The organism is Motilimonas eburnea (assembly GCF_021295345.1).
Taxonomy (GTDB): domain Bacteria; phylum Pseudomonadota; class Gammaproteobacteria; order Enterobacterales; family CBDFNC01; genus Motilimonas; species Motilimonas eburnea.
The window spans coordinates 134666-159057 of record NZ_JAIMJB010000008.1 but is presented as its reverse complement, the minus strand read 5'-3'; the positions used below and the strand labels follow the sequence as shown (position 1 = coordinate 159057).

Genomic DNA, 24392 nt, shown 5'->3' with positions numbered 1-24392 from the left:
TGTGTCATTATTTAGAAAAGAAGTCAGTAAAAATCAGCATGACAAACTTTGGGGCGACGTCAATTTGGCTCAACCTCTAAGTTACAAAGTATTTTTTCTTTTGCTTGTTGTTATGCTAATTACTAGTACAGCATTTCTTACAAGCTCAAACTATCATAAAAAACAGAAAGTCAACGGATACCTAATCCCCAACCAGGGGATCATCAAAATCTTTGCTCCAGGTAGCGCATATGTTTCCCAGATGTTTGTAAAAGAAGGACAGCACCTAGAGGCAGGCCAGCCAATGTTTAAGCTAGAGTACCGTCACCGCACAGCTTCCGGAGATGATCTAAATAATTTGCAAAGAAATGAAATTCATCAGCAATTAGCTATCATTCAGGCACAGCAAAATAAACTACTACTTATTTATCAAAAGCGAGCAAAAGAATACGAAAAAAGAATAAATAACCTGAACACCCAAATCCAGCTTCACCAATTACAGGCTCAGCAAACTCAATCAAGACTTAAACTAGCAAAAAAACAATTAAATCGTTTAGATAATTTGCATGCTGATGGCTTTGCAAATAAACAGATGGTTGAAAACCAGCAGGACCTTTTGCTCTCTCTGGAACAAGAGATCTCGAAGTTTCATTTGAATCAAACAAGATTAGAGCTTGAGAGACAAGAGCTCAACCTTACAACTGAACGATTACCACTTGAGCTGGAAACCGAGCTTCAGAAATTACAATTGAATGAATCCAAAGCTCGGGCACGGCTAACAGCTTTGACTGGCCAGAAAGAGGTGATCATTTCTGCGTCAAAATCCGGGCGGGTTACAGTACTTGATGTTAAGGAAGGGCAGCTACTCAAACCACAGCAATATATGGTAAGCCTGTTACCCGAAGGGGCTGAATTGTACGCTGAGCTTTTCATCCCAACCCGTGCATTTGGCTTTATTGAAGAAGGGCAAGAGACAAAAATCAAACTTGAAGCCTTTCCATATCAAAAGTTTGGCATGCTTGATGCGAACATATTTGAAACATCAGAGAATATTTTACTGCCCAACGAAGTCACATTGCCAATACGTTTTACAGAGCCAGTATACCGGGTAAAAGCAAAACTCAACAAGCAAGGCATTCAGGCCTATGGAAAGGTGATGCCTCTTCAGGCCGGGATGTTACTGGAAGCTGAAATTCTTATTGATAAGCGCTCGCTGGTTGAATGGCTGTTTGAGCCACTGCTTAGTTTACGTGGCATATTAGTTTAGCTGGGCAGGCAGAAAGTGCTGAAATAGCATCAAAAAACAAAGCATTGGAGCAATACCAATCGTATTAGGAAGATTACCCAGTTGAAAACGATTCTACAATCCGAAGCCGCAGAGTGTGGCCTGGCTTGTCTCGCGATGGTGGCAGATCACTACGGTTATAAGAGTGATCTGATTAGTTTAAGACAGCAACACCCGCAAACCTTAAAAGGCATGCATATGCAGCAGCTGATGGGGATTGCAGATGCTCTGAAGCTATCCGGCCGGGCATTGAAACTTGAGCTAGACCAATTAAAACAATTAAAACGGCCATGCATTTTGCATTGGGACATGAATCACTTTGTCGTTCTGGAGTCTGTTTCACGCAGCAAAATTGTTATTCAGGATCCGGCAATGGGAAGGCGTGTGCTCACTCTGGAAGAAGCCAGCAACCACTTTACTGGTATTGCACTTGAGCTTACACCTGCGCCAGGGTTCGAGAAAAAAGATGTACGGAAGCAGATGAAACTGTCCCAGTTTATGTCAAGGGTAACCGGGCTTAAGCCAATATTAATTCAGTTACTTCTGTTATCTATGATCTTACAAATTTTTGCATTGGCTATGCCGTACTACATGCAGCTGGTGCTAGATGAAGTCGTAGTAGGTTATGACCAAAGCCTGTTGACTGTATTAGCACTTGGCTTTTCTATGCTGCTTCTTTTCAATGTGGCGACAACGGCTTTTCGTGGTTATGTGGTGGTGCATTTGGGCGCCAGCCTTAATCAACAACTGGCATTTAACTTATTTCATCACATGCTCCGGCTGCCTCTGGATTATTTTGCTAAACGGCACATTGGCGACGTGGTATCCCGCTTTGGGTCATTACAACACGTAAAGCGGATGATAACCAATGCAATGGTTGAAGCTATCATAGATGGGATGATGGCCATCACTACATTATGTATGATTTTCATATACAGCCCAACGCTTGCTTCGGTGGTTTGCATAGCAATGGGGCTATATTTGGTGATCCGTCTTTGCTGGTATCGCCCACTCAGGGCCTTATCAGAAGAAGTGATAGTTGCGGGTGCAAAAGAGCAATCAAACTTTATGGAAAGCGTGCGTGGCGTTCAAACGATCAAGCTTTTCGGGATAGAAACGTCGCGTCAGGCTTTGTGGCAAAATCACTATATGGAGGCCCTGAACCTGGGAGTACGTATTGAACGCCTAAACATTGGTTATCGTATTGCTAATTCTCTGTTGTTTGGAGTAGAAAACATTTTAGTGGTCTATCTCGGCGCACAGCTTATCATGGCAACTGACACCACACAGACATTTTCGGTTGGAATGCTAATGGCCTTTCTGTCATATAAGGGACAGCTTACTCAACGTTTCTCTTCATTAGTCGACAAGCTGATAGAGTTTAAAATGCTGGGTCTGCACCTGGAGCGATTAGCTGACATTGCAATGACAGAGCAAGAGAAACATCTGGAAGCGGTGTCATCACATACTCTTCAGGGAAAGCTGGCGCTTTCTCAGGTGAGTTTTCGTTATGCCACCGGTGAGCCATGGCTGTTTCAAAATATCGACCTTAAAATCCGTGCGGGAGAGTCTGTCGCAATTGTAGGCCCCTCTGGTGGAGGCAAAACCTCCCTTATGAAAATAATGCTTGGACTTTATCAGCCTTCAGAAGGAAAAGTATTACTGGATGGCCTGCCAGCCAATCAGCTGGGACAGAGACAGTACAGGCAGCAAATAGCCGCAGTTATGCAAGATGATGAGCTTTTATCTGGCTCAATCGCTGAGAATATTGCCCAGTTCGATCCCGGCCTTGATATCCAGCGTGTCATCCATTGTGCCAAGATGGCTGCATTGCATAAAGATATTCAGGCAATGCCAATGCAATATAATTCTATGATAGGGGATATGGGAGCAGCACTATCAGGTGGTCAAAAACAGCGACTTTTACTCGCCAGAGCTCTGTACCAACAGCCCAGAATATTGTTCCTTGATGAAGCCACTTCACATTTAGATATTAATTCCGAACAGCGAGTGAATGAGGTTTTGAAGAGTCTAAATATCACCCGTGTGATTATTGCTCACCGACCGGAAACGATCCGTTCTGCCGACCGGGTTATTCGCCTGGAAAGTGGTGAACTTCAAGAGGTATCGAATAAAGCTGAAGAGCTATACTAGAGCACCGAATGGATAAAAACTAACACTGCTAAACTGTACTAGCTCAGACTTGATCTGACAGTTACCCATTTTTAATGGTGCCGTTGTCAGCTTAGATTTGAGCCAAATTCTTTTCTGCCCAAATCTTTTTACCATCAAGTAATGTTTCTAGTGGCGTTCTGCCACAACATACTTTGCCCTGATGTGTGCGTTCATTATTGTAATAATTCATCCACTCGTCCAGATCCTTTTGCAGCTCTTCGAGTGAGCCATACAGTTTCTTACGGAATGTAACCTGATAGAACTCTTGCAATATCGTCTTATGAAAGCGCTCACAGATGCCATTGGTCTGTGGTGACATTGCCTTCGTTTTTGTATGATCGATATCGTTAATTGCCAAATATAGCTGATAATCGTGATGTTCAACTTTACCGCAATATTCGGTTCCTCTGTCAGTGAGAATGCGTAGCACTGGGCAACTCAACAAGTGATAGAGTCTAGCCCGCTGGGTAAGGCGATAAAATACACGCTCGGCCAATGGCCGTCATCCGCTATATCGATGACGGCCATATATCGATAGACAACAACCGCGCTGAACGCGCAATAAAATCGCTGGTCATTGGGAGAAAGAACTGGCTCTTCTCGACCAACCCTAACGGAGCTGAAGCGAGCACAGCATCGTTGAAACCGCGAAAGCCAACGGTCTCATCCTCTACGACTATATGGTCAAGTGCATAAAAGAGCTGGCAAAAGCGGAGTCAGATATCGATTTACTTCTGCCTTGGAACTTCAAACATTAGCAACATCAGCCCGTGGGATCATGGGGCGTTTACTTTCGGCTGGTGTGGTTTGCTCTGAGCAAGCCACTAGACTGGCACCGAATAATACGGCAAGGCTTAATGTGGTAATCGGCTTCATAATTCGTCCATTGATGATAGCTAAATAAATATGTTTATCCAGCCCAGTCTGGACAGACTCAAAGTGTTTTTAATTTGGGCGAACTTCTCGCTTTTTAGCTTCGGCTACTGGTATACCTACATCACTCTGAACAATGGATATAGACTCAGCACACTCTTTATCAGACATACCTTCGAACGGGCACCCATTATAAAGTTCAATCAAGAATGAACTAGACTCTTTTGCACTTTCGTAGAGCAGATTGCAATCATCCCAACTCCTAAATGAGCTAGTTATTACACCTTGCATATTAGAGTTATGATTTATCGAGAAAGTTTCCGGTCTAGAATTTAACCTAACGCCGCTGTCGGTTTTGATGTTAGCTTTAAACTTAAGGTTGTTGTCTGTGTAGTTTGTTATTTTATAGGGCACATCACAGAACACTTTCCAATTGCTAACTCTTTGATATTGAATTTGAAAGGGGTCAATAGCTATCTCAACCTTACTTCCTCCGCAAGAGGAGAGAGCGATAGGGAATAAGATAACAAGTAGCGTTTTATTCATAACTAATCTCAGCTTGCGTATAAGGCCTAGGCGACAATCTGAAAATCTTAGACGCTATTTTTGTTGACGTCGATGACTTTTGTCACACTTTCTAACCTGCTTGGTATAATACCTAATTTCCTCAGATAAATAGATAAGAAACAAACCTTCAAGGCCGCCAGTCAGTGATGTGATGACGATTGTTATTACATTCCACCGCAGTGGCATACGCGTAAACTAGCTATGATGTTAAGCCTACCCACATTCCTACCCTAGCTTTTTATCTTTCCTAGAATAGCCCCCCGAAACTGTCTAACTTATCACTGTTTGATATTTTTTTTATGGTAATTTATGCCTTTTCACTGGGAGTTTCTGATGAATAAACCACTGATGCTGGCGCTAAGCCTGAGTACCTTGTTGTTTGCGAACAAGGCCATACCCGCCACCATGAATGCGTATAAAAAGGTGACGATAAATAGCACTCAGGTATTTAGTCTCGACCAGTTCCCTTATAAAAACTACTTTGTCTGTATTCGAAAATGGGAGAACGGCGAGGGCTTTTCTGACTATCTACAACACGACCGCCTGTTTCAACAGGCGCTGAGAAAAACCGCCGGAGAAGCCGCAGCCCGCCAATATCGTTACCTGAATGAGCAGCCGGCCAAAGAAAACATAGCCGCGACGGCGGTTAAAAACGACTCCTTTTACAAGAAAGAACAGGTGCCCTTCATCAATGACCAGCGCTATACCTACAGCTGGCACTATTTAACGCCTCGCAAATCCGATTACCAATACGCTACCCAGACCATAGGCATGCTGAAAGAGCGATTTGATTTTAAAACCGAAAAAGGTCGCCACTGGGTGATCACTGAGCCAACCTTTTACCGCCGCAGCTCAGACTATGAGGTAAAAGAGGACAAACGCTTCTCCGGCCTGTTTATTCTGCTCTCAGTAAATGAAAAGGCCATCAAACAGGCCAGCTCAGAGCAGGCGGCTTACCAACAGGCTTACCAGCAGACCAAAGCTTATTACTTTGCTGCTGACCCGGACAACTGCAGCAAGCGTTAGTTTGCACTCATTCTTCTACGCCTTTCCATGAATGTCGCACTTATTATCTGAAATCGGGCTTTTTGGATGATAAACTATGAAAATAAAAAACTAGTGTCTATTGCGCTCTCACTTTCTTTGGGTCTGACCGCATGTGGCACTGAAAGCGCTGCTAAAGATGACACCAGTAGTAAGACTCCGACATTAGGGGATACTCCAACTCATAATTAGAAAAAATTCAATTTCAGAAAAAACTTTAGCTTGAACAGTGTATCTACAGAATTAGATTCAGTGACGCTCTAACAACCCATCTTCTTGATTTTGCTCTGGCTTAATACCACGAATACGCCTCGCAACCTGTTTGATGTCATCAATAAACAGATACAAACAAGGGATCAGGAACAAGGTCACCACGGTTGAGAAGAGTACACCGTAGGCTAGACTGACCGCCATTGGGATCACCATTTGTGCCTGCATGCTGGTTTCCATCATGATCGGCATTAAGCCGATAAAGGTGGTCAGCGAGGTGAGTAAAATCGCGCGAAAACGACGACAGCCCGAGGCCACGACGATGGCCGCCAATGGTTGTGTCGATGTCCGATCCACATGGCGATTCTTGTTTATATCATCCACCATCACCAGCGAGTCATTCACCACTACCCCCGCCGCGGCAATAATGCCAAACAAGGATAACGAGCTTAAATCTATGCCCATAAGCTGATGGCCCGCCACCGAGCCAATAATGCCAAACGGGATCACCGCCATTATCATCAAGGGCTGGGCGTAAGACTTTAAAGGGATAGCGAGTAAAGCGTACACCAACAGCATAGACAAGGCGAAGTTACGCAGCTGCTCATTGGTATTCTCAATTTGCTGAGCTATGCTGCCCGCGACTTCGGTGCTCACCCTAGGGTATTGCAACAATAATTGTGGCAGGAAGTTATCGCGTACATCTTGCGCCAGTTTAAACGGTTCGGCTTGGCTGGCATCAATTGACGCCCACACGCTGACGGTTTGGCGGCCATTCTCACGACGAATTTGGCTTAAGCCATCAACAAAGCTAACCTGCGCCACCTCAGACAAGGGCACTTGCACCCCTTGAGCGGTTTGGATCAAGACCTTGTTAACATGGCTGATGCTATTACGCTGCTGTTCAGGGTAGCGCAACATAACACGTACCTCATCCCCCCCGCGGATCACTCTTTGCAGCTCTAAGCCATAAAAGCTTTGATTCACCTGAATGGCAATATTCGCCAAGCTTAAGCCTAGGCTATGAGCTTGCGGTTTAAGGGTAAACAGCACTTCCTGACTGTGGCTTTGGCTACTGTCGTTTACATTGTTAACCCCAGCTAAGCTGTTTAAATGCTGCTTTAGCTTGGCCACCACCGCATCCATTTGTTGCTGATCTGTGCCTTGTAAACGAAAGCTGATATCACCATCATCGCGCTCATTACCAAATAAGTTGTCTTCTATGGTGAGTGATTTCATCCCCGGCAAGGGCGGGATGGCTTGATGCCAGCGCTCAGCCAAGGCAAAGGTGTTCATGGGTCTTAGCTCTGGCTCAACCAAGCGCACTAAAATCTCGGCTTGTGTGCGGCCACGTAAGTCTACCTGCATGTCAGAGATCATCACTTGGCCAAACTCGGCTTCAAGGTCTTGGTCCACCTGCTTCAAAGCTTGCTCGATTTTTAGCGCCATGTCTAAGGTGGCTTGCTCCGAGGCATCGGCGTTCATGGTCAAACTGATAGTTGGAAAATCATGGGGGATTTTCGGCTGGCCAACAAAGCGCACCACGCCGCCTTGATACAAACCGGCACACACTAAAATCAGGCTGATAAACAGCATGATCAAGGTATAGCGGTAACCGACCGCACGAGTTAAACAAGGGCGATAAACATCGGTTATCAGCCAATTTAGACCCAGATTGACCTTAGCTTGCAGCCAGTTTACCAACAGCCTTAACCAGTCCAAGGGATTACGCGAGCCGGGACGCACTTGCTTCGGCGGTTTCATTGCGGCCAAATGGGCAGGCAAAATTAACTTAGATTCCACCAAGGAAAACAGCAAACACAAGATCACCACATAGCCGATGGCTTGACCAAAGGCGGCAGTCGGGCCGTCATCGAGCACCAAAGGCAAGAAGGCCGCAATCGTGGTTAACACGCCAAAGGTCGCGGGCATGGCCACACGTTTTACCCCGCTGATCACGGCGTCAATATGATGACCATGACGCTGGGTTTCACTGTGGGCACTTTCGCCCATCACGATGGCATCATCTACCACCACACCCAATACCAAGATAAAGGCAAACAAGCTCACCACGTTAATGGTGACGTCTATCATGCTCAAGGGCATTAAGAATAAGGTGCCCAAGAAACAAACCGGTAACCCCATCATCACCCAAAATGCTAAGCGCACCCGCAGGAATAACGCCAACATCAAGAACACCAGCACAGCACCACTTTTCATGCTGTCGAGCATGAGCTCTAACCGGCCCTCAAGGTAGTAGGTCATGTCCACCCAAGGCGCTAGCTCAAGGCCCTTAGGTAACTGAGTTTGCTTGGTTTCGATATAACGTTTAACCGTATCGGCCACCACGGTCAGGCTTTGATCTTCGGCGGCGCCCACGTAAAAGGTGACCGAGTTATGGCCGTTAAAACGCGAATAATGTAGGCCTTGGGCTAGGCCATCGGTGATGTCAGCTACATCACCTAAAGTCAGCACTGAGCCATCACGGTGAGTCAGCAAGGGAATATTGCCAAAATCAGCCGCGCTATAGGCTTGATTGGCAACACGTAAATTAATGTAACCATTTTGCGCACGAATGCCACCCGCCGACATATTGCCGGAATGACTACGCACCGCATTGGCCACTTGATTGAAACTTAAGCCGTATTCTCTGAGTTTGTCCTTACTCAAGGCAATGGAGATTTCATCCTCCAAGCCACCATAAAACTCGGTAATGCTCACGCCCGGCAGTTGGCGGATTTCATCAAAAATCAGCTTACCTGTGTGCTTCAACTCACGCGGGGAAAGATCGCCAAACAAACTGATATACATGACATCTTGGCGCATCTTAATGCGCTCAATTTGCTGGCCTTCCATCTCCGTTGGAAAGTTAGACACGCTATCAAACGCCGCCTTCACTTCGTCCAACACTAAGCTGGCATCATAGTCGTCATTGACCTTGATATAAGTGGTGGCATAACCCAAGTTGGCATAGGCGATAACGCGCTCTAAACCCTGCACTTGCTCGATGGCATCTTCAAATTTGGTGATGATGCCTTCTTCCACTTCTTGTGGCGCGGCACCGGGTAAGGCAGCGGTGAACTTGATCCAATTCACTTCGATTTGCGGAAAGAACTGCTTACGTATCGTGCCCGCTGTGAGCAAACCACCGACGACAATCATGATCATTAACAGATTGGCTGCGACACTGTTACGGGTAAACCAAGCAATGACCCCTTTGTTGGTGTCTAGCATGCTTAACCCTCTACCGTCGTTGCACTGGCGGCATCGCCCGCGAGCTTAGTGTTAGACTCTGGGTTTGGCTCCACCTGCTCTGCACCGCGCTCAGGATCATCGACCCAATCTAGCGCCATGCCCGGTAAGGCATAATCGAGTGCCGAGTTAATCACTTTATCGCCCTGCTCTAAACCTGCGGTGATCACGGCTTCACCGGCATTAAAGCGCAGCACCTCCACCTCACGATAAGCCAAAGTACGCTCCGGCGTTAATACCGCCACCTTGCCGTCGGTCACCAAATGACGCGGCAACACGCTCACCATACCCGCGTTGATACCTTCAATTTCGGCTGTCACATAGCTACCAAAGGGCAAGCTAGCTCCCCCCTTGCTGCGACCATAAGGGTCGGGGATTTCTGCCACCAAATAGGCCATGCGACTGGAATCATCGATGACGCCTTCGTTGCGCACCACCTTGGCATGAAAAATATCCTGACCTAAGGTCAACAGCACTTGCGCGCCCATCCCTTGATTGTCTAAGAAATTAAATTCTTGTTGTGCTAGCGGTAAGCGCACCTCAGCAAACTCGGTGCTTAAGATACGGCCCAATAACGCACCAGGCGCAGCATAACCACCAGGGCCAATATGACGACTGGCAATTAATGCATCGTAAGGAGCACGGATCACGGTGCGGTCAAGGTTACGCTGAGCTTGTTTGAGACTGGCCTCGGCTGACTTTAGACGGGCTTTTTCTTGCTCTAATTGCGGTTTACGCAGGCTCAACTCGGTTGGTAATTTGCTTTTAATATCTGACCATTGCTCCTTAGCCACCTTACCATAAGCCACTTCTTGTACTAACGCAGCTTTAGCGGCGGCCACATTGGCTTTGGCTTGAATTAACGCCACCTCATAATCACTGGGATCAATCTTGGCAAGCACTTGGCCCTGCTGCACCAAACCACCACGAATAAACTCAGGGGCAAGATAAGTTAGCTCACCGCCCACCTGCGCCACCAAATCGGTTTCATACTTGGCTTTAACCACACCGTAAGAGGCAACCGTTAGGGTCATAGGCTGAAATTGGTTTTCAACCACACTGACTTGCACCAATTTGGTTTCCGGCGGCTTTTGCTGCGGCGGTTGCTGCAAAGAAGCGAGGCCCATATAACCTGCAATACCTAACCCTAACACCACAATAGGTAAAATTATCTTAAGCTTATTCAAAACCTTGTCCTTTAACATTCTTACAACAGCCAACCGACAGAAGGAACACAGCAATAAAACCACATTACGGATCAGGGCGTTATCGCTGCTAGGGCAAACACGCGAAAGAACTTAGCGGTTAACGATCTTTTAAAACCCGGCTATCGGTCTCAAGAATGCGACAGTTAAGCCATCACGGATGATTTAATGAAGAGGTGTTACCAAGTCCGCTTTGGTGGTTGTTCATTGTGCATTTAGAGCTAATCAAGGCTAGTGGTAATAAAGCCTAATACTTGCTCAAATCCAATTCAAAACTACTTTGCGTATTCATTGCTCCACATACTCCGCATTCAAGTTCATCTATGTTTATAGGAAACGAACAACGGGAACAATGGTGACTCGAACATCTAATGACTTGATTTAGGTTTAACCTACCAAAGAACTTGGCACTTAATGGTTCTTCATTCAAGGTTGCTAACATTTGCTTCCACTGAAAAATAAACTCCGAAATCATTACTTGTGCTGATGGCTTATGGAAATCAATCGAAACATTTTGAAATAATTCACAACATTTAACAAGTCCAATTTTGTCAATATAAAATTTACAGAAAGAACCAAATTGTAAATCTACACGTACATCATGACGTAAACCATGATATAAACGATTGTTAAGCAAAGTTTCCATTGGTATCAACTTGCTACGAGACATTATCTCTCTGCATAGGTTATGCTGATTGAACCCCAATTTCTTTTCTCTAAAAGTCCAATCAGCCAATGCAACAGCGATACCTTCATTAAAAGCAGCCAAAGGACGGAACCCCAATAGTGAGTTGACTAGCCAATGAATATGCTCGTGCTTTAGCTTGTATGCAATGCTATCGATATCATCATCTAAATGATCAATGCCAATAGTCACTACATTATCAACATACTGACAATTCTTTCCCTCACAAAACAAAACATTAGGAAATGGTTCATTACTAACAACCACATCAAAGGAGAGTGAAAAATCATCATAGAATAACTCGTATGCACATCTAACTTTTTCGGTATACTGCTGGGGCACAAAGTCCAAACTTGAAGTTTTCATTCGATGCCTCTTAAGCTATATTGCGCTATGAAAAAAATTAACATCTTCATTTTCAATTAAGGAAAAATACTTCCTCATATAATTGCAATAACCACTTTTATCATTAAAGGTTTCCAAACTATTGTTTTCCGACTTGTAAACAGGGCAACCCCCATTACAAAATTTATAAAAACTACACTTAAGACACTTACTTTCATTTCTCAGATTGAAAAAAACTTCCTGCAACCTTTGATGCTTTTCGCCAAACATTATGCCTTCAACAGACTCTACAGCAATATTCCCAATTATAATACTTTCAACTTTATCATCAAAGTTTCTAACAAAAGAGTCACATGTTCCATAAACATCACCATTCGTGTCGATCGACCACATGTAGCTATTACAAAGTGATGCGTGATTGTGGCATGACGATGCTGAATATTCATTGCTTTGGATGTATCTTTGGAGGTAAAGTGATTCTCGAATATACACTTTATCTTTTACATTCCTTAAATTATGCTCATACTGAAATTTAAACATTTCCTTTAAGAAATCTATGTACAAATCACCTTTACTGCTAATGCCAAAGTCAAATACGTGTGAGTAATTAAGTTGGAATGCAATTTTCCTTATTCCTTTCTGAATTAGTTTGTCAAACATTTCTCTTGGAGATATATTTCGTTCAAGATCTACTGTAACAAGAACACCAAAATCCACAGCATCCTCCACCAGTCTATCAATGTTATTCTCTATCTTATTAAAAATAAGACGAGACTTTTTCTCTGGCATTTCTTGAATAGTTTCAAAGTAATCTAAATACACATCGTAACTAATGGATAGGTCAAATACATCTGAAAAATCTGATAAAGCGGAAAACCAACTTTCATTGAGTAAAGTACAATTAGATTGAACCCGATTAAAGACTTGAAAGCTGTTATCAGAGTACATTCTCGATAGATCAAATATGTCTCGAAAATACTTAATCCCCGGAAGGGTCGTCTCTCCTCCAATCCACTGTAACTCTAACCTTTTATAGCCGGCATCACGAAACTTTTCGATAGTTTTTTTAATTATGAGTAAAGGCATCATTCTCGGATAACTTGATCCTTTTGATACACCTTTTTGGTAACAATAACTACAGTTAAGATTGCAATCAAAGGTTGACTTCATAATGACGCAAAATGTATTTCCAGTTGAAAAACCCACTAAGACCTCTCCAAAAAATCATTTCTGATACGCTCTACAGACTCCACCCTTTGACTACATATTTCATTTTTTTTTATACTTTTATTATCGCATATGCAGCCACCATTACATGATTTTGATATTGAACATCCCTCAGTGCATTTGGCTCTCTGAGACTGAAGCTTTTGCAAGGTAGACTTATATCTATCCGAATCTAGAATGGTTTTCAAATCATCTGAAAACATATTTCCAATCAAAAAATCTGTATCCCCAATTAATTTGTCACAACAAATATATATATTGCCATTTACATCAACTGAAAGATAATCTTTCCCACAGAAATCGCTTTGATAATGACAAAACCCTTTTCGTCCTACCGGGGAAAACATTGAGATAAGTGTATCAACTTCTCTAATATACGTACTGCAGTCACTAGAAAGCTTATAGGAATATAAATCAAAAACTAGGTTGCTATTTATTACTATTTCTGTAGCATTGAAATCTGCGTTAAGACTGATGCTATCAGGGCAAAAACCCTCAATGAAATCTATCACATCATCCGCAGCGATATCTTTATCACTTACAACACTTACAACGCATAATGGAACATTCCTTTCTCTAATCTTATTTAGATTTTTAACTACCCGGCCTACAGAGCCCTCACCAGACAATAAAAGCCTATTCTTGTCATGCTTTATAAGTGGGATATCAATGCTAATACCTAAGTCAACCCCCTCTTGAATTAATAGATCTAAAAGTCTATTTGGGATTGAAACTAAGTTCGTTTGCATTTTATTGGTAAACTTAGTTTTCAGTTTATTTTGAGCAGAAAAAACAGAACTAAAATAGTCAGCACCAAGCATTGTTGGCTCACCACCATGCCAAATCATTGTTACTTCATCTTTTCCTATCTCATCAATTTGTTTAATTAGTCGAACTATGTTTACAATCGATATTGCTCCCTTATCATTAGTATCTCTATAACAATAGGAACAACTTAGGTTACATTCATTAGTGAGCTTAACAATGATGGTCAGCATAAAAATTGGGGGCAATATATTGACCCCACTCCATATGTATGAAAGTTATGAGAACAAGCTACTAAAATAATTTTTGAACTGATCAAATAAATCAGGATCTGGATTTACTTTATTTGGGAAGTGAGCACCATGCTGTGGCCAAATCGTGTCCGTAGCAGCATACTCGGTAATCACCAACTTACCTGTGTGCTCATACACGATTTTTTGAATATAGTTATGAATTTCCGTGATTTCTTTACTGAAATCTTGCTCTTGATTTCTTTCTAATAATAAGTTGTGCGCATTGCCAATCGTTTGACTTAAGAGCAGCTGAACATTGATATCTTTATTTGAAAATTCAGTAGACACAGCTTCTGTAAATCTCGCAAGAAAATCTTTAGTCATCTTTTCTTTACTTTCATCTGTTGCATCTTTCCAGCTGGAAATATAATCCATTACAAATGAAGCATTAGTTCTTGAAAATTCAAACACTTCTTTTTGTTGCTTCAGGGTATATCTTTCAATAATGTTGCTTGAAAGACCTGACTCCACAACTGTCGTTGCTTGCGCCGCTGTCAGTCCAGTCAAAGCTATGACGCCAGCAATAATTGATGATGCTTTCATATTTTCTCCATTTTTTAACATTAATGTCAACAGTGTTCGCTACTATAGTGCGACCCACTCTACCCACCCTGATCTAAATCAACTTATCACAATATTATAAAATTTTAGTGAAATATACTTAGTGTTTTCGCACAATATAGTCAGTACACACCTAGAGAAGTTGATCAGGCACTTACAGCAATCGGTACAATTAAGCTTGTACACTAACGAGAATTGTGGGCTTGGTATTGCCTTAAGTTCCCCCCCCGTCCTGCAAAAACCACAGAACCTAACACTATGTTTTGTATTCAGTTTGTAATTGGCGTGCAAACTGTATTGTTCCTAAACAGCTTAGCTACCTTCTCTAGCAAGCTAACACCCCAAAAGAACGAACACTGTTCGTTCTTGTTCTATGTTCGGTGATGGTGTATATTTTGTCATAACGTGAATATCTTCCTTCAAGGCAGGCCATCAATGAGTGACAAACTGAATTCGGATACGCTGCAAGATAAAGTAACCTCTATCTGTAACGATCTGTATAGCCAGGGCACGAAGCCAAGCGTTCGACTTGTGCTCAATATGATCCCAGAAGTCAAAAGCACCAGTACCATTCATAAATACTTTGCTAACTGGCGTGATGAGCTGGAAGCTACTCAAAAGTCCCTCTATGACAAACTCGGTTTTTCGGCCACATTCACCAAATCATTCATGGAAGAAATTTCTCGCTTCAGTGTTGAAGCCGAGCAGCGATATAAAGATAAAGCGGATAGTGCCATTGAGCAGCGCGATGCCGCCCTTGATGATCTGAGCAAACTTGAAGATAAACACATCAAGCAATCAGCTGTGCTAGAGCAAAAAGAGAAAACCATCGTCGAACTTGAGCGAGAGCTGCAACTGATGGCTGCCAAGGCCAAGCAAGATTTAGAAAAAGAGCGAGAAGCCAACCAAGCTACCGTTAACGAGTTACGCCAACAACTTAATGAAAGCAAAGCAAGCAACCAAACGCTATCTCAAACAAACGAGCAGCTTAGGACCGAGGTTGCTAAGGCAGAATTGCGAGTTGAAGGAAACGAAAAATACGTTAACGAGGTTAAGCTTCAATCTGAGTCTTTAATGTCACAGAACAAAGCTGCGAACGACACTATAGCCTCGCTGAACAAAGAAATTGCACGATATGAGGCCACGCTTAAGGGCAATCAAGAGCTCATCAACAATTACAATGAGCAACAAACCAGCTTGCGCGCAGCATTAGCCAAAGCGGAGCAAGCCAGTCAGAACGCCAGCAATGAAGTAATTGCACTGCGAAAAGATCTGGATAACGCTAAGAGTAATACTGCATCTTTGATGTCCCAGCTTAACAGCGAAACTAAGCAAGTTGACGAGCTTAAAGCCAAGCTGACTGAGCAGGTACGGGAAGCAGATAAAACCATTGCCCGTTTTGAAACAACCATTGCCGGCAATGAAAAGCTGATCAAGCAATTGGAGTCAGCCAATGATAGTGCCCGCGATAAGATTTCAGCCTTGGAAGAGCGCCTTACTGACCTTGCTAAACAAAGCAAGGAGAGCTAGGTAAATGCATTACTGGCACGGCAATGGCAAGCTATCCATGCTCAATGTTGACGAAATTGATGTCGCTTACAGCATCATTAGCAATATGCTGATCAATGTCGGTGTGCGTCGAAAGAACCACGGCCGGGTTTATTATTACAAACCTGAGTTTCGAGACCGCTCAGACTATTTACTATTTGAGCCCCAGTCAGAGCTTAAAGCTGCTTGGGATAAACTCATTAAGCACTCATCAAAGCGGCAACGTGACGAGCCCGCACTGGAAGCAGCTTTGGATGACTTTAATGGATTGCTCTACAAATACATGGAAGAAGACGGATGGCGAGAAGTTCGCAAGCAGATAGCCAGAAAACGGGTAAAGCTAACGAAAAAGACGATTGAAATCAGTGCAGAAACATACGCCATATTGACAAAAAAAGTATCTCAATATAACAAAGCAAATGACGAGTCACTAACTTTGGATAATTATCTTATCAAACTCATTTCAGAACAAGCCAAGAATTGATACACATATTAGTAAAGCAACCAAAACAAGTTAAGCCCAGCTACCCCCCCCCAAAGCATTACCAGCAGGCCCATGACGAATGAAATTATGATCAACATTGAATTTAAAAAGGTTATAGTCCCAATTTGAATAGTGCTCCAAACACTAAACACCACGATGATTGCACCTTGAAAAACTGTTAATATACAAAGTTCCATTTTTGCTAACTCTCTAACGACTTTAAACCTTTTAACCAGAGAAAACTATTTTCACAAACAACCGTCCCATAGAGGTTATCAATGAGATGGTGGTAGTTTTCATCACCATTTTTCTTTAAAAATTGAATAGAATATATGTAAATTGGATCGTAAAATTTAATATCAGCCTGAGATTTAGTTGATAACTCCAGTCCGCATTTTGCATGCCTAATAATTACTAGCTCCTTATCCAACTGGTCACACTTAGCACACTCTGGCTCGAAACGATGGTTATCCAATGGATAACCGGCAACAGCAATTGACGACATAAGCCCTAGCAACAAACTAACTGAGAGATTCATAACAAAACTCCGTAATTTATTGATAATATTTACTCATATTATATATACAAAATAATTCAGTCTTGTTGTTTCAATGGCATAACTATTTTTGGCATTCCAAGCAATAATAAAGTGCAACTCTACACCATTAGGCTACATACAAACTCAGTGATTCTGATTCTTTCAAAATTCTCGAGTTTACTATTAGTTGCCACTCCTTTATACCAGGTAATACTTCATCCGGGTCAAGCTCTATCGCTCTAGCACAAGCGTGCATATTAGCCAAATATACTGAATTTATATACAAAGCTAACTCATCTTTATCGTAGTCAATTAATAGCCTGGGAAGCACCTCGACCACCGCATCAGCAAAAGCGTCTACCAAATTAAATTTGTCAACTACGCGCTTATTACGCCTTATCCCGTTCCAAAAAATAGTGCACTTTCGAGAAGTTATTTTGTATGTTATGAACCGAGCTTTCGCATCGCTAATCAAATCTTGATGGCTATGCAAATAACAATCATTTGGTAATGTTGAATATATTCGGCTCCATAATTCCTCAAGAAATTCTGACTTCGAGACATAACACAACACTTGCTCACGCTGCACTACGTTTAGTGAAAGAGCCTGAGCAATCAACTCTACAGCAGCAATGACGGATGAAGATAATCCCAGGCGCGACACGGAAAAAGATTTCCGAACTCGCTGCGTGCGCTCTTTACCTGGCTTTATATCAACCGATATCTCCGCGGAAACGCGCTTGCTATCGTTATGCGTTTTAACAAAGCAAACTCGAAGGTACTTAACGCCAAATTTCTCATTCATCGATAATACTGGATTTAACTCAGCACTCATATATCACCCACTATATCAGGCAAGATTTTTGCCTTTGATAAAGATGAAAACAATACATTATTTATCAAAAGGCGCTACGTGATGCTAATCCATTATCTACTTGTTCATTGAGAGCAAAACCCCTTAAATCAGATATTTTCAATTTTCGGTTGTGTAGCCATTGCCGGGCTAATACCAACTCTGCAGACAGTTCCTGTATATCTACTTTCCTTATAGGCCACCCCCTAAGCCTTACCTGCTCCCCAACTTGTTCAGGTGTTAAGTAATAAAGGGATAAATTAAGTAACTCACACTCATTACCACTAACACTGTCAAGTTGCTCAAAGCTATATCCATAGGCAATGCCATATTCGTGTTCTAACTCGCCTTGAAACTTTGCGACAATATCCAGTAACAACAAAGTACGCTTTGGTGGCTGCTCAACAACTTCTTTAGGGATATCCACATCAACTAACTCGAAACTACTATGGGCCCCCTCCTTATCATGACTGAGATGTTTTTTGCTTCGGCTGTTATCCTGTGACCGAAAATATAGGGCGATTAAAACAAGAGGGATAGATCCAATTATTATCCAGATATTCATTACCACTCCTTACATTATTTTTTGGTGTAAGATTTAACCAAACCATAACCTTTAACATTCTCAAGCAGCGAGCCATCAGGGCTAACCACAAAATGTCTAATCCGTGATGACGTTGAGATGGTCAACTCATAACCATCAAAATCAATCACAGCTGAGCGATGCGCTCCTTCAACGATATAAGTCAATGAGCCGTTATTTTGTAACGTGAACCAGTCAGAATTATCTTCATGGTTAGACCATGACCCAACAAGATCTGCTATAGCCATTTTGTGCATCGATGCAACCGGCGAAGTATCGAAACTAAGTAATCGTTCTGGCCCGAACTTGTACGCAAGACCAAGAACCAAGAAAACAGTGCTAAATAGCAATAGGCACACAGGCAGCGCTGTCAAGCTTTTAACTGAAGACTTGCATGAGCTGGCACGGTACTGAATCGAAGATAAATCGGTTCTCTTGTGAACATATGACATAAGCACCTCAATTATTTGCAGATAACATTAGAAATGTTGGAGATGTAGATAAAGCAGCCGACATTAAGCTACTTAACCTGCGCGATGCAGCAATAATCTGATCTTGGTAAAACTGTTCATATTGCAGCTCCATCAAATCTTTACTTCCAGTAAATGATTCGTCATCGATAATGCTAAGCAATGCTTGTGAGTCCATGGCTATTGCGCTTGGAACAATCGACTCCACATTTACATTTAGAGGACTGTGCTTCTTAAACGCCAACTTGTAAGCTATGTGTAGTCTTTGGTTATTCCGCACAACCCTACCCCAAGTATCATTTGGTAAACGCTCATGACCATCAAATATGAGCGGGTCATGTAAATCTGACATTGCCAACGAAGCCATGGCCAAAACCATAACAAGCTCGCGATCCGTTTCAACCATCTCGATACAATTACTTGCAGAAATCAAACGAGTTGAAGCTTGCTCTTTTGTACTAAGCAAGAATGATGGGCGGCATACAGAGCCTACGTGTTGCAACTCATCGGCTATGTGAAATGTTAAAGGCCGATATTCTTGACCTCGCTCAATACCAAGCATATTTACCAATACAGTAAAATCACTCGCGCCTTTTGGTGCGAGCACGCTGGTTGTATTAACCAGTACAGTCGTAGAAATTTCATTCAAAACTACAACAAAACTATTTGGCATAGACTTTACCGCGGACTCAGTGATCGAGACTAGAGACCAACTTGGCCATGCACTCACTTTAAATGAACAAAGCAATATGACTAGAACCTGAAGCACCTTAATCATGCTTCCATACCCACTTCATAGATGATGACTTAGATAGTACAGGGCTGGTTGCACAAGCAACTCTAATAATCAGAAGAAGAATCAAGCAAGGATTAATCAAACTTACCATCGCCTCCAATAGCTCGATAGTGGACACACCGAAATAACTGTCGGGATAGCGGAACAAGTCAACAATCAATACAGCAAAAACTGTAGGAGCTAGCCACGTTGCCAGAAAAAAGAATATGCCTCCAATCCACTTTAGAACGTTAACTACATGCATCATATGTAAATCCAAAAAACTCAATCAATAACGATAGCCTACCTCTGAATGGGACATTAAACTTGCATTAGAAGGCCCGTTTTTGGCAAGCCAAGTGATTTGTACCTTTTTATCGGTAGCGCATCTTTTTTTAGCGGTTAAGATAGACAATATTAAAGAAAGGAGAGCTTATGTTTAGATCATTATGTACATTCTCTATTATCAGCTTCTTTGCAGTCCATAGCTTAGCGGCCAACGCGGAACCACACAAAGCGGAACCACACAAAACAGTTCTCGTTGAAACTAACTACTACGCCAGTGAAAGTGAGTCCCTAACGCAAGCTAGAAATAACATCCTATTAAAGATTCGCTCGCTAGCTGTTGAAAAACTTGGAGTGTATATAGAGAGTAAAAGCCGTCTGCGTTACAACGAAATGGATAGTGAGCTAATCGAAGATATTATGACAATTAGCAGCAGTGTCACTAAAGCAAGAATCATTAAGGAAAATATCACTCCTGTTGGAAGTGCGTTTAAAATTGATGCAGTGGGTGAAGTACAATTAGACGAGCAGAGCTTTAAAACCCAACTTGATGCCATTTACAACAACAACGATGCAAGAAAACAGCTTAGCCTCGCCCGGCGGCAAATTGAACAACTCTGGCGGGTTTTGGAAAATGAAACCGTTCAATGCTGCAACAAAGAAGGTGCTGCCAACGTCCTCAGGCTAAACAGCAAAATTAGTGAAATCTATCAGTTATCTAGCAAGGAAGCTGCCGCCGGATCTCTATTAGATCTTGCCAATAACACTAATTCTGCCCTACGCATTGATGTCGCGAAATTCCACACGAATCTTATCCATGGCTTAAACCAGCATGTTAAGTTGGTCTATTCACCAATTGAAGTTGAAGAAATGTTAAACGGCTTTTACAAAGTCGTATTTGATGTAAGTTATCAATTTGATGTACCTAAGCTAACAGCTTTTGAGCAACTAAGCTTGCTGCCTAGCCCAAAAAATAACGAAATCGTGTTTTATGGCCGGGCTGCCCGCCCCGAAGCAAACTACTTTCGCGAATACATCCACAGTAAAAGTTTTTATATTGATATTAGACTGGGTAACCATAAAAGTAGGCACAGTTTGACAGAATCTGATATTAGCTCGGGTGGCATGATTAGCTATTCATTCTCAACCAAGGGCTCTTACAGAGCGACATTCTTGAACCTAACAAAGCGTGATCTTGCCGTCATCAAACCTAAGCCAATAACGCGGATTGTAATGAGTGAAAGAATTTAGCATTTGCCCAAACAGACGGTAACGCCCCTGGCTATGCCAAGGGCAACATAATCAGAGGTTCTGTTTTATCATTGATAACACTTTTTGAGGAGGGGCGTAGCCAGGAACTAACTTGCCATTCGGCATTATAACCGCAGGCGTCCCTTGTACACCTAATTTAACACCAAGTTCGTACTGTAAGTTAATCTGATTATCGCAATCAATTGCGGCAATACTCCCACCACCTTTAATACGATCCATCGCTTCGTTTCGGTTATCGGAGCACCAAACTGAAACCATGTCTGAATAAGCAGGACTGTTCAGCCCCCCTCTGGGGAAAGCGAGGTACCGGATAGTTATTCCTAAATCATTATAACCCTGCATATCAGCATGCAGCTTTTGACAATAACTGCAACTGCTATCCGTAAAGACTGTAATCTCATATCGCTCATTAGGGGCTGGATATTTGATGGGGTCCAGTTTCTCATTATAAACCTCGTTCAATGTTAACTTACCTCGCTTGGTTGCTGATAAGTTTTCAATACCGCTGTTAGTAAATTGAAAGAGATCGCCAGAAAATACATATTGCCCATCTTCTGAAACATGGATAATAGAACTCCCGGTATTTACTTCGTAAATACCGCTAACAGCAGATTCAGATACCGAAACTACAGATAGGTCAAGTGTTGCTAAATTTTTTGATATACTTGCTGATACAGAGGCTAAGTCCATCGATAGAGCAGGTAAAGAAATCAATGCACAGGCCAAAAACGACTTTTTCATAAACAAACTCCTATGAAAGAAAGTTAAAAGATTACTCGAAAAGTCAGCGACACAATTTCAACACAAACCTTATTTTGGATTGTTTAGTGAATATCTGGACCGCTAGCACCAAAAATCTCACCTGTTTTAGATACCAAGAAGCCTGACCTTAAAATAAAAAACGCAATGATTACGTTGTTAAATGACATACAGTATTCGTCACGATAAGCACCTGATAAACAAAGCTGTATACCATCCGTGCTTCCTACGTTGATAGTCATCCCTTTGTAAACACGAAAACCAAACAGACAATGACAAACTGACAGGATACCTTCGTCTATCCTGATCTCCTTGGTGTAGCTGGCACAAACCACAATAATCAAACCGAGTACAACTGCGGGGGATAAAGTAAACGACATACCATATAACCTGTAAGAGTTCATAACCCCTAAAATAAGTACAAAATCAACGATTGAAGCTAAAATCACTAAGTAGCGAGCCCAGACACAATCACGGAGTAATCGCCAACAAAAACAAATCATACTGTGACCTCCTTTTCTTCTAATAAACCAATAATTGTAACGATTAGGTATTCATGAGACGTGAGTAGGGAGGCTAAACTCGATATCATCATTTCACGACCAATTAAGTTACAAAGCGACTCATCAATCTCGCCCAGCTTATCCAACAACAACAGCATAAACTGCGCCTTTTTCCCCTCGCTATCGACATGACCAAAAACATCAAACCGTGACGATGCAGCGCAATCAACAGTTAGTAAATGTCTATAGCCGGGCTCACATACAGCAGAGAACTCAAGATGATTTGGTTTAGTGAAGATGCTAAATGTCACCTGATTGAGACTCATTTCTGCGCACTCGAAATAAGCAAAAATGGCTATATGTAACCTGAATAAACGGTTAGAATCTAAGCTCTTGATCATTACCTTTGCTGGATACAAAGCTGTACTCCTTTCGCCGCCAACTCATTACATATAACGTCGGTATCAACAGTACCTTGTAAAGCACGCAGCACGACAAATTCAACAACATCCTGTGCGGTCATATTGTCCGTTGAAGCATCCAAGGTAACTTGAGCTACAGGCATAGATGAGCCCTTCCAGGCCTCTAGTAATCGCTCTGCTATTTCAAACAATCTCAAGCTTCCAAAATTTATTAAATTCACACAAGGCAAATTGGCAAACCTTATAACCGGGTCGCCACTTAACGCATAACAGGGATCGGAGTAATGGCAGGCTCGGTGAATATAGAGACACGGCATTCCAAAAGACAGTAAGTAAATCGCGAGAAGGAGGTGGCTGGTAACCAAAGGTTCAGACTGAGATTTAGTATTATTCTTATGTCTTCGAAACAATATTGGCCATGGTTCAGGATTTACAAATTTAGTGGAAATCAAATTCCCAACATCAAACTTAGCCACTTCATCAAGCGAAATATAAGCCAAATTTAATCCAAACTTACCAAAGAATGGAACCACAAAAGAAGGCTCTAAAATCGATTTATATTCACCACTACTGTTGTGCCCTGGTGACCATCCTCCTATATTCACATGGGGGATTTTTTCGGGTATAGCCCCCTGACTAACAAGCGTTTGTAGATACACAGCTTCTCTATTTAAGACGTTTTTCAACGTTTTTAAGCGAGACCAAAATGCATCCGCTGTAAAGCACCATGCGGGTAATCGCTCACTTACTGCATCACACAGTGAGCGCAATGCAAACTCACTGGTAAACCCCAAAGCCAAGTGAAGATCAAATAGAGACCAGTTACCGCAGTTGATGCACGTAACATCCCCGCGACCTTTATGATGATGCATTGTTTGACCACAGGAAGGACAGTCAATCGAACACTCACTTTTATGAGGGCTTCGAATTAAGGGTTTTAACGCAACAAGCTGATAAATATGAATTTTTGGGTAAACTTTGTCGCGTAAAAAGTTGTCTATATCTCTACTCATATCATCCCCTTAGACTCGAATGAGATAATAAAGTAAAAAAAACAAGCAAAAGCACATTAGAACAAGCATTATTGCTTTGCCAATGAAAACTGGGTGTAACTGCGCATGTAAAATGATTCGAACGACAATAATAATAACAAAAGAGGTCTATATGATTGAAACCGAGTGCTCTTACCTTACAAACAACGTAGCCAATATCCGAAAAGCATTAATCCGTTCTAAACAGGCTTTCGTTCAGATCATTGTTGAACCAATAAACAATAATTGTTTCAAATCATATGTTAAAGTCGGTGGGACAACGTTCCTTTGGCCATTGCTTCACAAAAGCGAGAAGGAGGCTCAAGAAAAGCTATTGAATTTTGTGAACAACCCTAAAATTACTATTAATTTAAGCCATAATCAGCACACTAAGCTATTATAA

General features: G+C 42.2%; 23 protein-coding genes and 2 pseudogenes. 7 read left to right on the top strand and 18 right to left on the bottom strand.

The window, feature by feature from the left end:
- Position 1 precedes the first annotated feature (1 nt).
- Together K6Y21_RS21410 and K6Y21_RS10105 are read left to right on the top strand one after the other, a co-directional pair.
- The gene (locus tag K6Y21_RS21410) at positions 2–1246 is read left to right on the top strand and encodes an HlyD family secretion protein (protein WP_233071721.1); all 1245 of its coding nucleotides are present in this window, start codon (positions 2–4) and stop codon (positions 1244–1246) included.
- 81 nt (positions 1247–1327) lie between these two features.
- Positions 1328–3418 (top strand): peptidase domain-containing ABC transporter, encoded by a 2091-nt coding sequence (locus tag K6Y21_RS10105; protein WP_233071720.1) that lies wholly within the window; start codon positions 1328–1330, stop codon positions 3416–3418.
- Positions 3419–3509: 91 nt separating this feature from the next.
- Here K6Y21_RS10105 and K6Y21_RS10100 read toward each other — a convergent pair.
- Positions 3510–3872 (bottom strand): annotated as a pseudogene (locus K6Y21_RS10100) (integrase core domain-containing protein); the annotation flags it as partial.
- Positions 3873–3875: 3 nt separating this feature from the next.
- On the opposite strand from K6Y21_RS10100, the pseudogene K6Y21_RS10095 reads away from it, so the two are divergent.
- Positions 3876–4197 (top strand): annotated as a pseudogene (locus K6Y21_RS10095) (IS66 family transposase); the annotation flags it as partial.
- Here K6Y21_RS10095 and K6Y21_RS21260 read toward each other — a convergent pair.
- Together K6Y21_RS21260 and K6Y21_RS10090 are read right to left on the bottom strand one after the other, a co-directional pair.
- Positions 4187–4315, bottom strand: coding sequence for a hypothetical protein (locus K6Y21_RS21260; protein ID WP_285229734.1), 129 nt, complete (start codon positions 4313–4315; stop codon positions 4187–4189). The pseudogene K6Y21_RS10095 and the gene K6Y21_RS21260 overlap by 11 nt on opposite strands.
- 69 nt (positions 4316–4384) lie before the next feature.
- On the bottom strand, positions 4385–4858 hold the full coding sequence (locus K6Y21_RS10090) for a hypothetical protein (protein WP_233071719.1): 474 nt from the start codon (positions 4856–4858) through the stop codon (positions 4385–4387).
- A 354-nt stretch (positions 4859–5212) separates the two neighbouring features.
- Between K6Y21_RS10090 and K6Y21_RS10085 the strand changes: the two genes are divergently transcribed.
- Positions 5213–5905 (top strand): hypothetical protein, encoded by a 693-nt coding sequence (locus K6Y21_RS10085; RefSeq protein WP_233071718.1) that lies wholly within the window; start codon positions 5213–5215, stop codon positions 5903–5905.
- Between the two features lie 267 nt (positions 5906–6172).
- Here the strand turns inward: K6Y21_RS10085 and K6Y21_RS10080 are convergent, their stop codons facing one another.
- From K6Y21_RS10080 to K6Y21_RS10055, 6 genes are all read right to left on the bottom strand, one after another.
- A complete protein-coding gene (locus tag K6Y21_RS10080) occupies positions 6173–9367 on the bottom strand; it encodes an efflux RND transporter permease subunit (RefSeq protein ID WP_233071717.1) in 3195 nt (1064 codons plus the stop codon).
- 2 nt (positions 9368–9369) lie between these two features.
- Positions 9370–10572, bottom strand: a complete 1203-nt coding sequence (locus tag K6Y21_RS10075; RefSeq protein ID WP_233071716.1) for an efflux RND transporter periplasmic adaptor subunit — start codon at positions 10570–10572, stop codon at positions 9370–9372.
- Between the two features lie 265 nt (positions 10573–10837).
- Positions 10838–11641, bottom strand: coding sequence for a hypothetical protein (locus K6Y21_RS10070; protein WP_233071715.1), 804 nt, complete (start codon positions 11639–11641; stop codon positions 10838–10840).
- A 15-nt stretch (positions 11642–11656) separates the two neighbouring features.
- On the bottom strand, positions 11657–12826 hold the full coding sequence (locus tag K6Y21_RS21405; protein WP_233071714.1) for a radical SAM/SPASM domain-containing protein: 1170 nt from the start codon (positions 12824–12826) through the stop codon (positions 11657–11659).
- A complete protein-coding gene (locus K6Y21_RS10060; protein ID WP_233071713.1) occupies positions 12826–13845 on the bottom strand; it encodes a radical SAM/SPASM domain-containing protein in 1020 nt (339 codons plus the stop codon). The genes K6Y21_RS21405 and K6Y21_RS10060 overlap by 1 nt, the downstream gene beginning before the upstream one ends.
- 45 nt (positions 13846–13890) lie before the next feature.
- Positions 13891–14448: a hypothetical protein gene (locus K6Y21_RS10055; RefSeq protein WP_233071712.1), complete on the bottom strand. Its 558-nt coding sequence runs from the start codon at positions 14446–14448 to the stop codon at positions 13891–13893.
- Positions 14449–14901: 453 nt separating this feature from the next.
- Between K6Y21_RS10055 and K6Y21_RS10050 the strand changes: the two genes are divergently transcribed.
- Both K6Y21_RS10050 and K6Y21_RS10045 read left to right on the top strand, forming a co-directional pair.
- On the top strand, positions 14902–15996 hold the full coding sequence (locus K6Y21_RS10050) for a coiled-coil domain-containing protein (protein WP_233071711.1): 1095 nt from the start codon (positions 14902–14904) through the stop codon (positions 15994–15996).
- Between the two features lie 4 nt (positions 15997–16000).
- Positions 16001–16498 (top strand): hypothetical protein, encoded by a 498-nt coding sequence (locus K6Y21_RS10045; protein WP_233071710.1) that lies wholly within the window; start codon positions 16001–16003, stop codon positions 16496–16498.
- A 202-nt stretch (positions 16499–16700) separates the two neighbouring features.
- Here K6Y21_RS10045 and K6Y21_RS10040 read toward each other — a convergent pair whose 3' ends face one another.
- The 5 genes from K6Y21_RS10040 to K6Y21_RS10020 all read right to left on the bottom strand — a co-directional run bounded on the left by K6Y21_RS10040 (position 16701) and on the right by K6Y21_RS10020 (position 19615).
- A complete protein-coding gene (locus K6Y21_RS10040) occupies positions 16701–17036 on the bottom strand; it encodes a hypothetical protein (RefSeq protein WP_233071709.1) in 336 nt (111 codons plus the stop codon).
- A gap of 127 nt (positions 17037–17163) precedes the next feature.
- Positions 17164–17871, bottom strand: coding sequence for a hypothetical protein (locus K6Y21_RS10035; protein WP_233071708.1), 708 nt, complete (start codon positions 17869–17871; stop codon positions 17164–17166).
- Positions 17872–17935: 64 nt separating this feature from the next.
- The gene (locus K6Y21_RS10030; RefSeq protein ID WP_233071707.1) at positions 17936–18454 is read right to left on the bottom strand and encodes a hypothetical protein; all 519 of its coding nucleotides are present in this window, start codon (positions 18452–18454) and stop codon (positions 17936–17938) included.
- 14 nt (positions 18455–18468) lie between these two features.
- On the bottom strand, positions 18469–18924 hold the full coding sequence (locus tag K6Y21_RS10025) for a hypothetical protein (RefSeq protein WP_233071706.1): 456 nt from the start codon (positions 18922–18924) through the stop codon (positions 18469–18471).
- Between the two features lie 7 nt (positions 18925–18931).
- Positions 18932–19615: a hypothetical protein gene (locus tag K6Y21_RS10020; protein ID WP_233071705.1), complete on the bottom strand. Its 684-nt coding sequence runs from the start codon at positions 19613–19615 to the stop codon at positions 18932–18934.
- Between the two features lie 537 nt (positions 19616–20152).
- Here K6Y21_RS10020 and K6Y21_RS10015 point away from each other — a divergent pair.
- Entirely contained in the window at positions 20153–21253 is a 1101-nt protein-coding gene (locus tag K6Y21_RS10015; RefSeq protein ID WP_233071704.1) for a hypothetical protein, read from the top strand.
- A 51-nt stretch (positions 21254–21304) separates the two neighbouring features.
- Here the strand turns inward: K6Y21_RS10015 and dsbC are convergent, their stop codons facing one another.
- From dsbC to K6Y21_RS09995, 4 genes are all read right to left on the bottom strand, one after another.
- Positions 21305–22015, bottom strand: a complete 711-nt coding sequence (gene dsbC / locus K6Y21_RS10010; RefSeq protein ID WP_233071703.1) for a bifunctional protein-disulfide isomerase/oxidoreductase DsbC — start codon at positions 22013–22015, stop codon at positions 21305–21307.
- Between the two features lie 83 nt (positions 22016–22098).
- Complete coding sequence (locus K6Y21_RS10005; protein WP_233071702.1) at positions 22099–22536, bottom strand: hypothetical protein; 438 nt, start codon at positions 22534–22536, stop codon at positions 22099–22101.
- Positions 22533–22955 carry a hypothetical protein gene (locus K6Y21_RS10000; protein WP_233071701.1) on the bottom strand — a complete coding sequence of 141 codons (423 nt, stop codon included), beginning with the start codon at positions 22953–22955 and terminating at the stop codon, positions 22533–22535. Before K6Y21_RS10000 ends, K6Y21_RS10005 begins: the two co-directional genes overlap by 4 nt.
- A complete protein-coding gene (locus tag K6Y21_RS09995; protein ID WP_233071700.1) occupies positions 22937–23971 on the bottom strand; it encodes a hypothetical protein in 1035 nt (344 codons plus the stop codon). The genes K6Y21_RS10000 and K6Y21_RS09995 overlap by 19 nt, the downstream gene beginning before the upstream one ends.
- Positions 23972–24392: the final 421 nt, after the last annotated feature.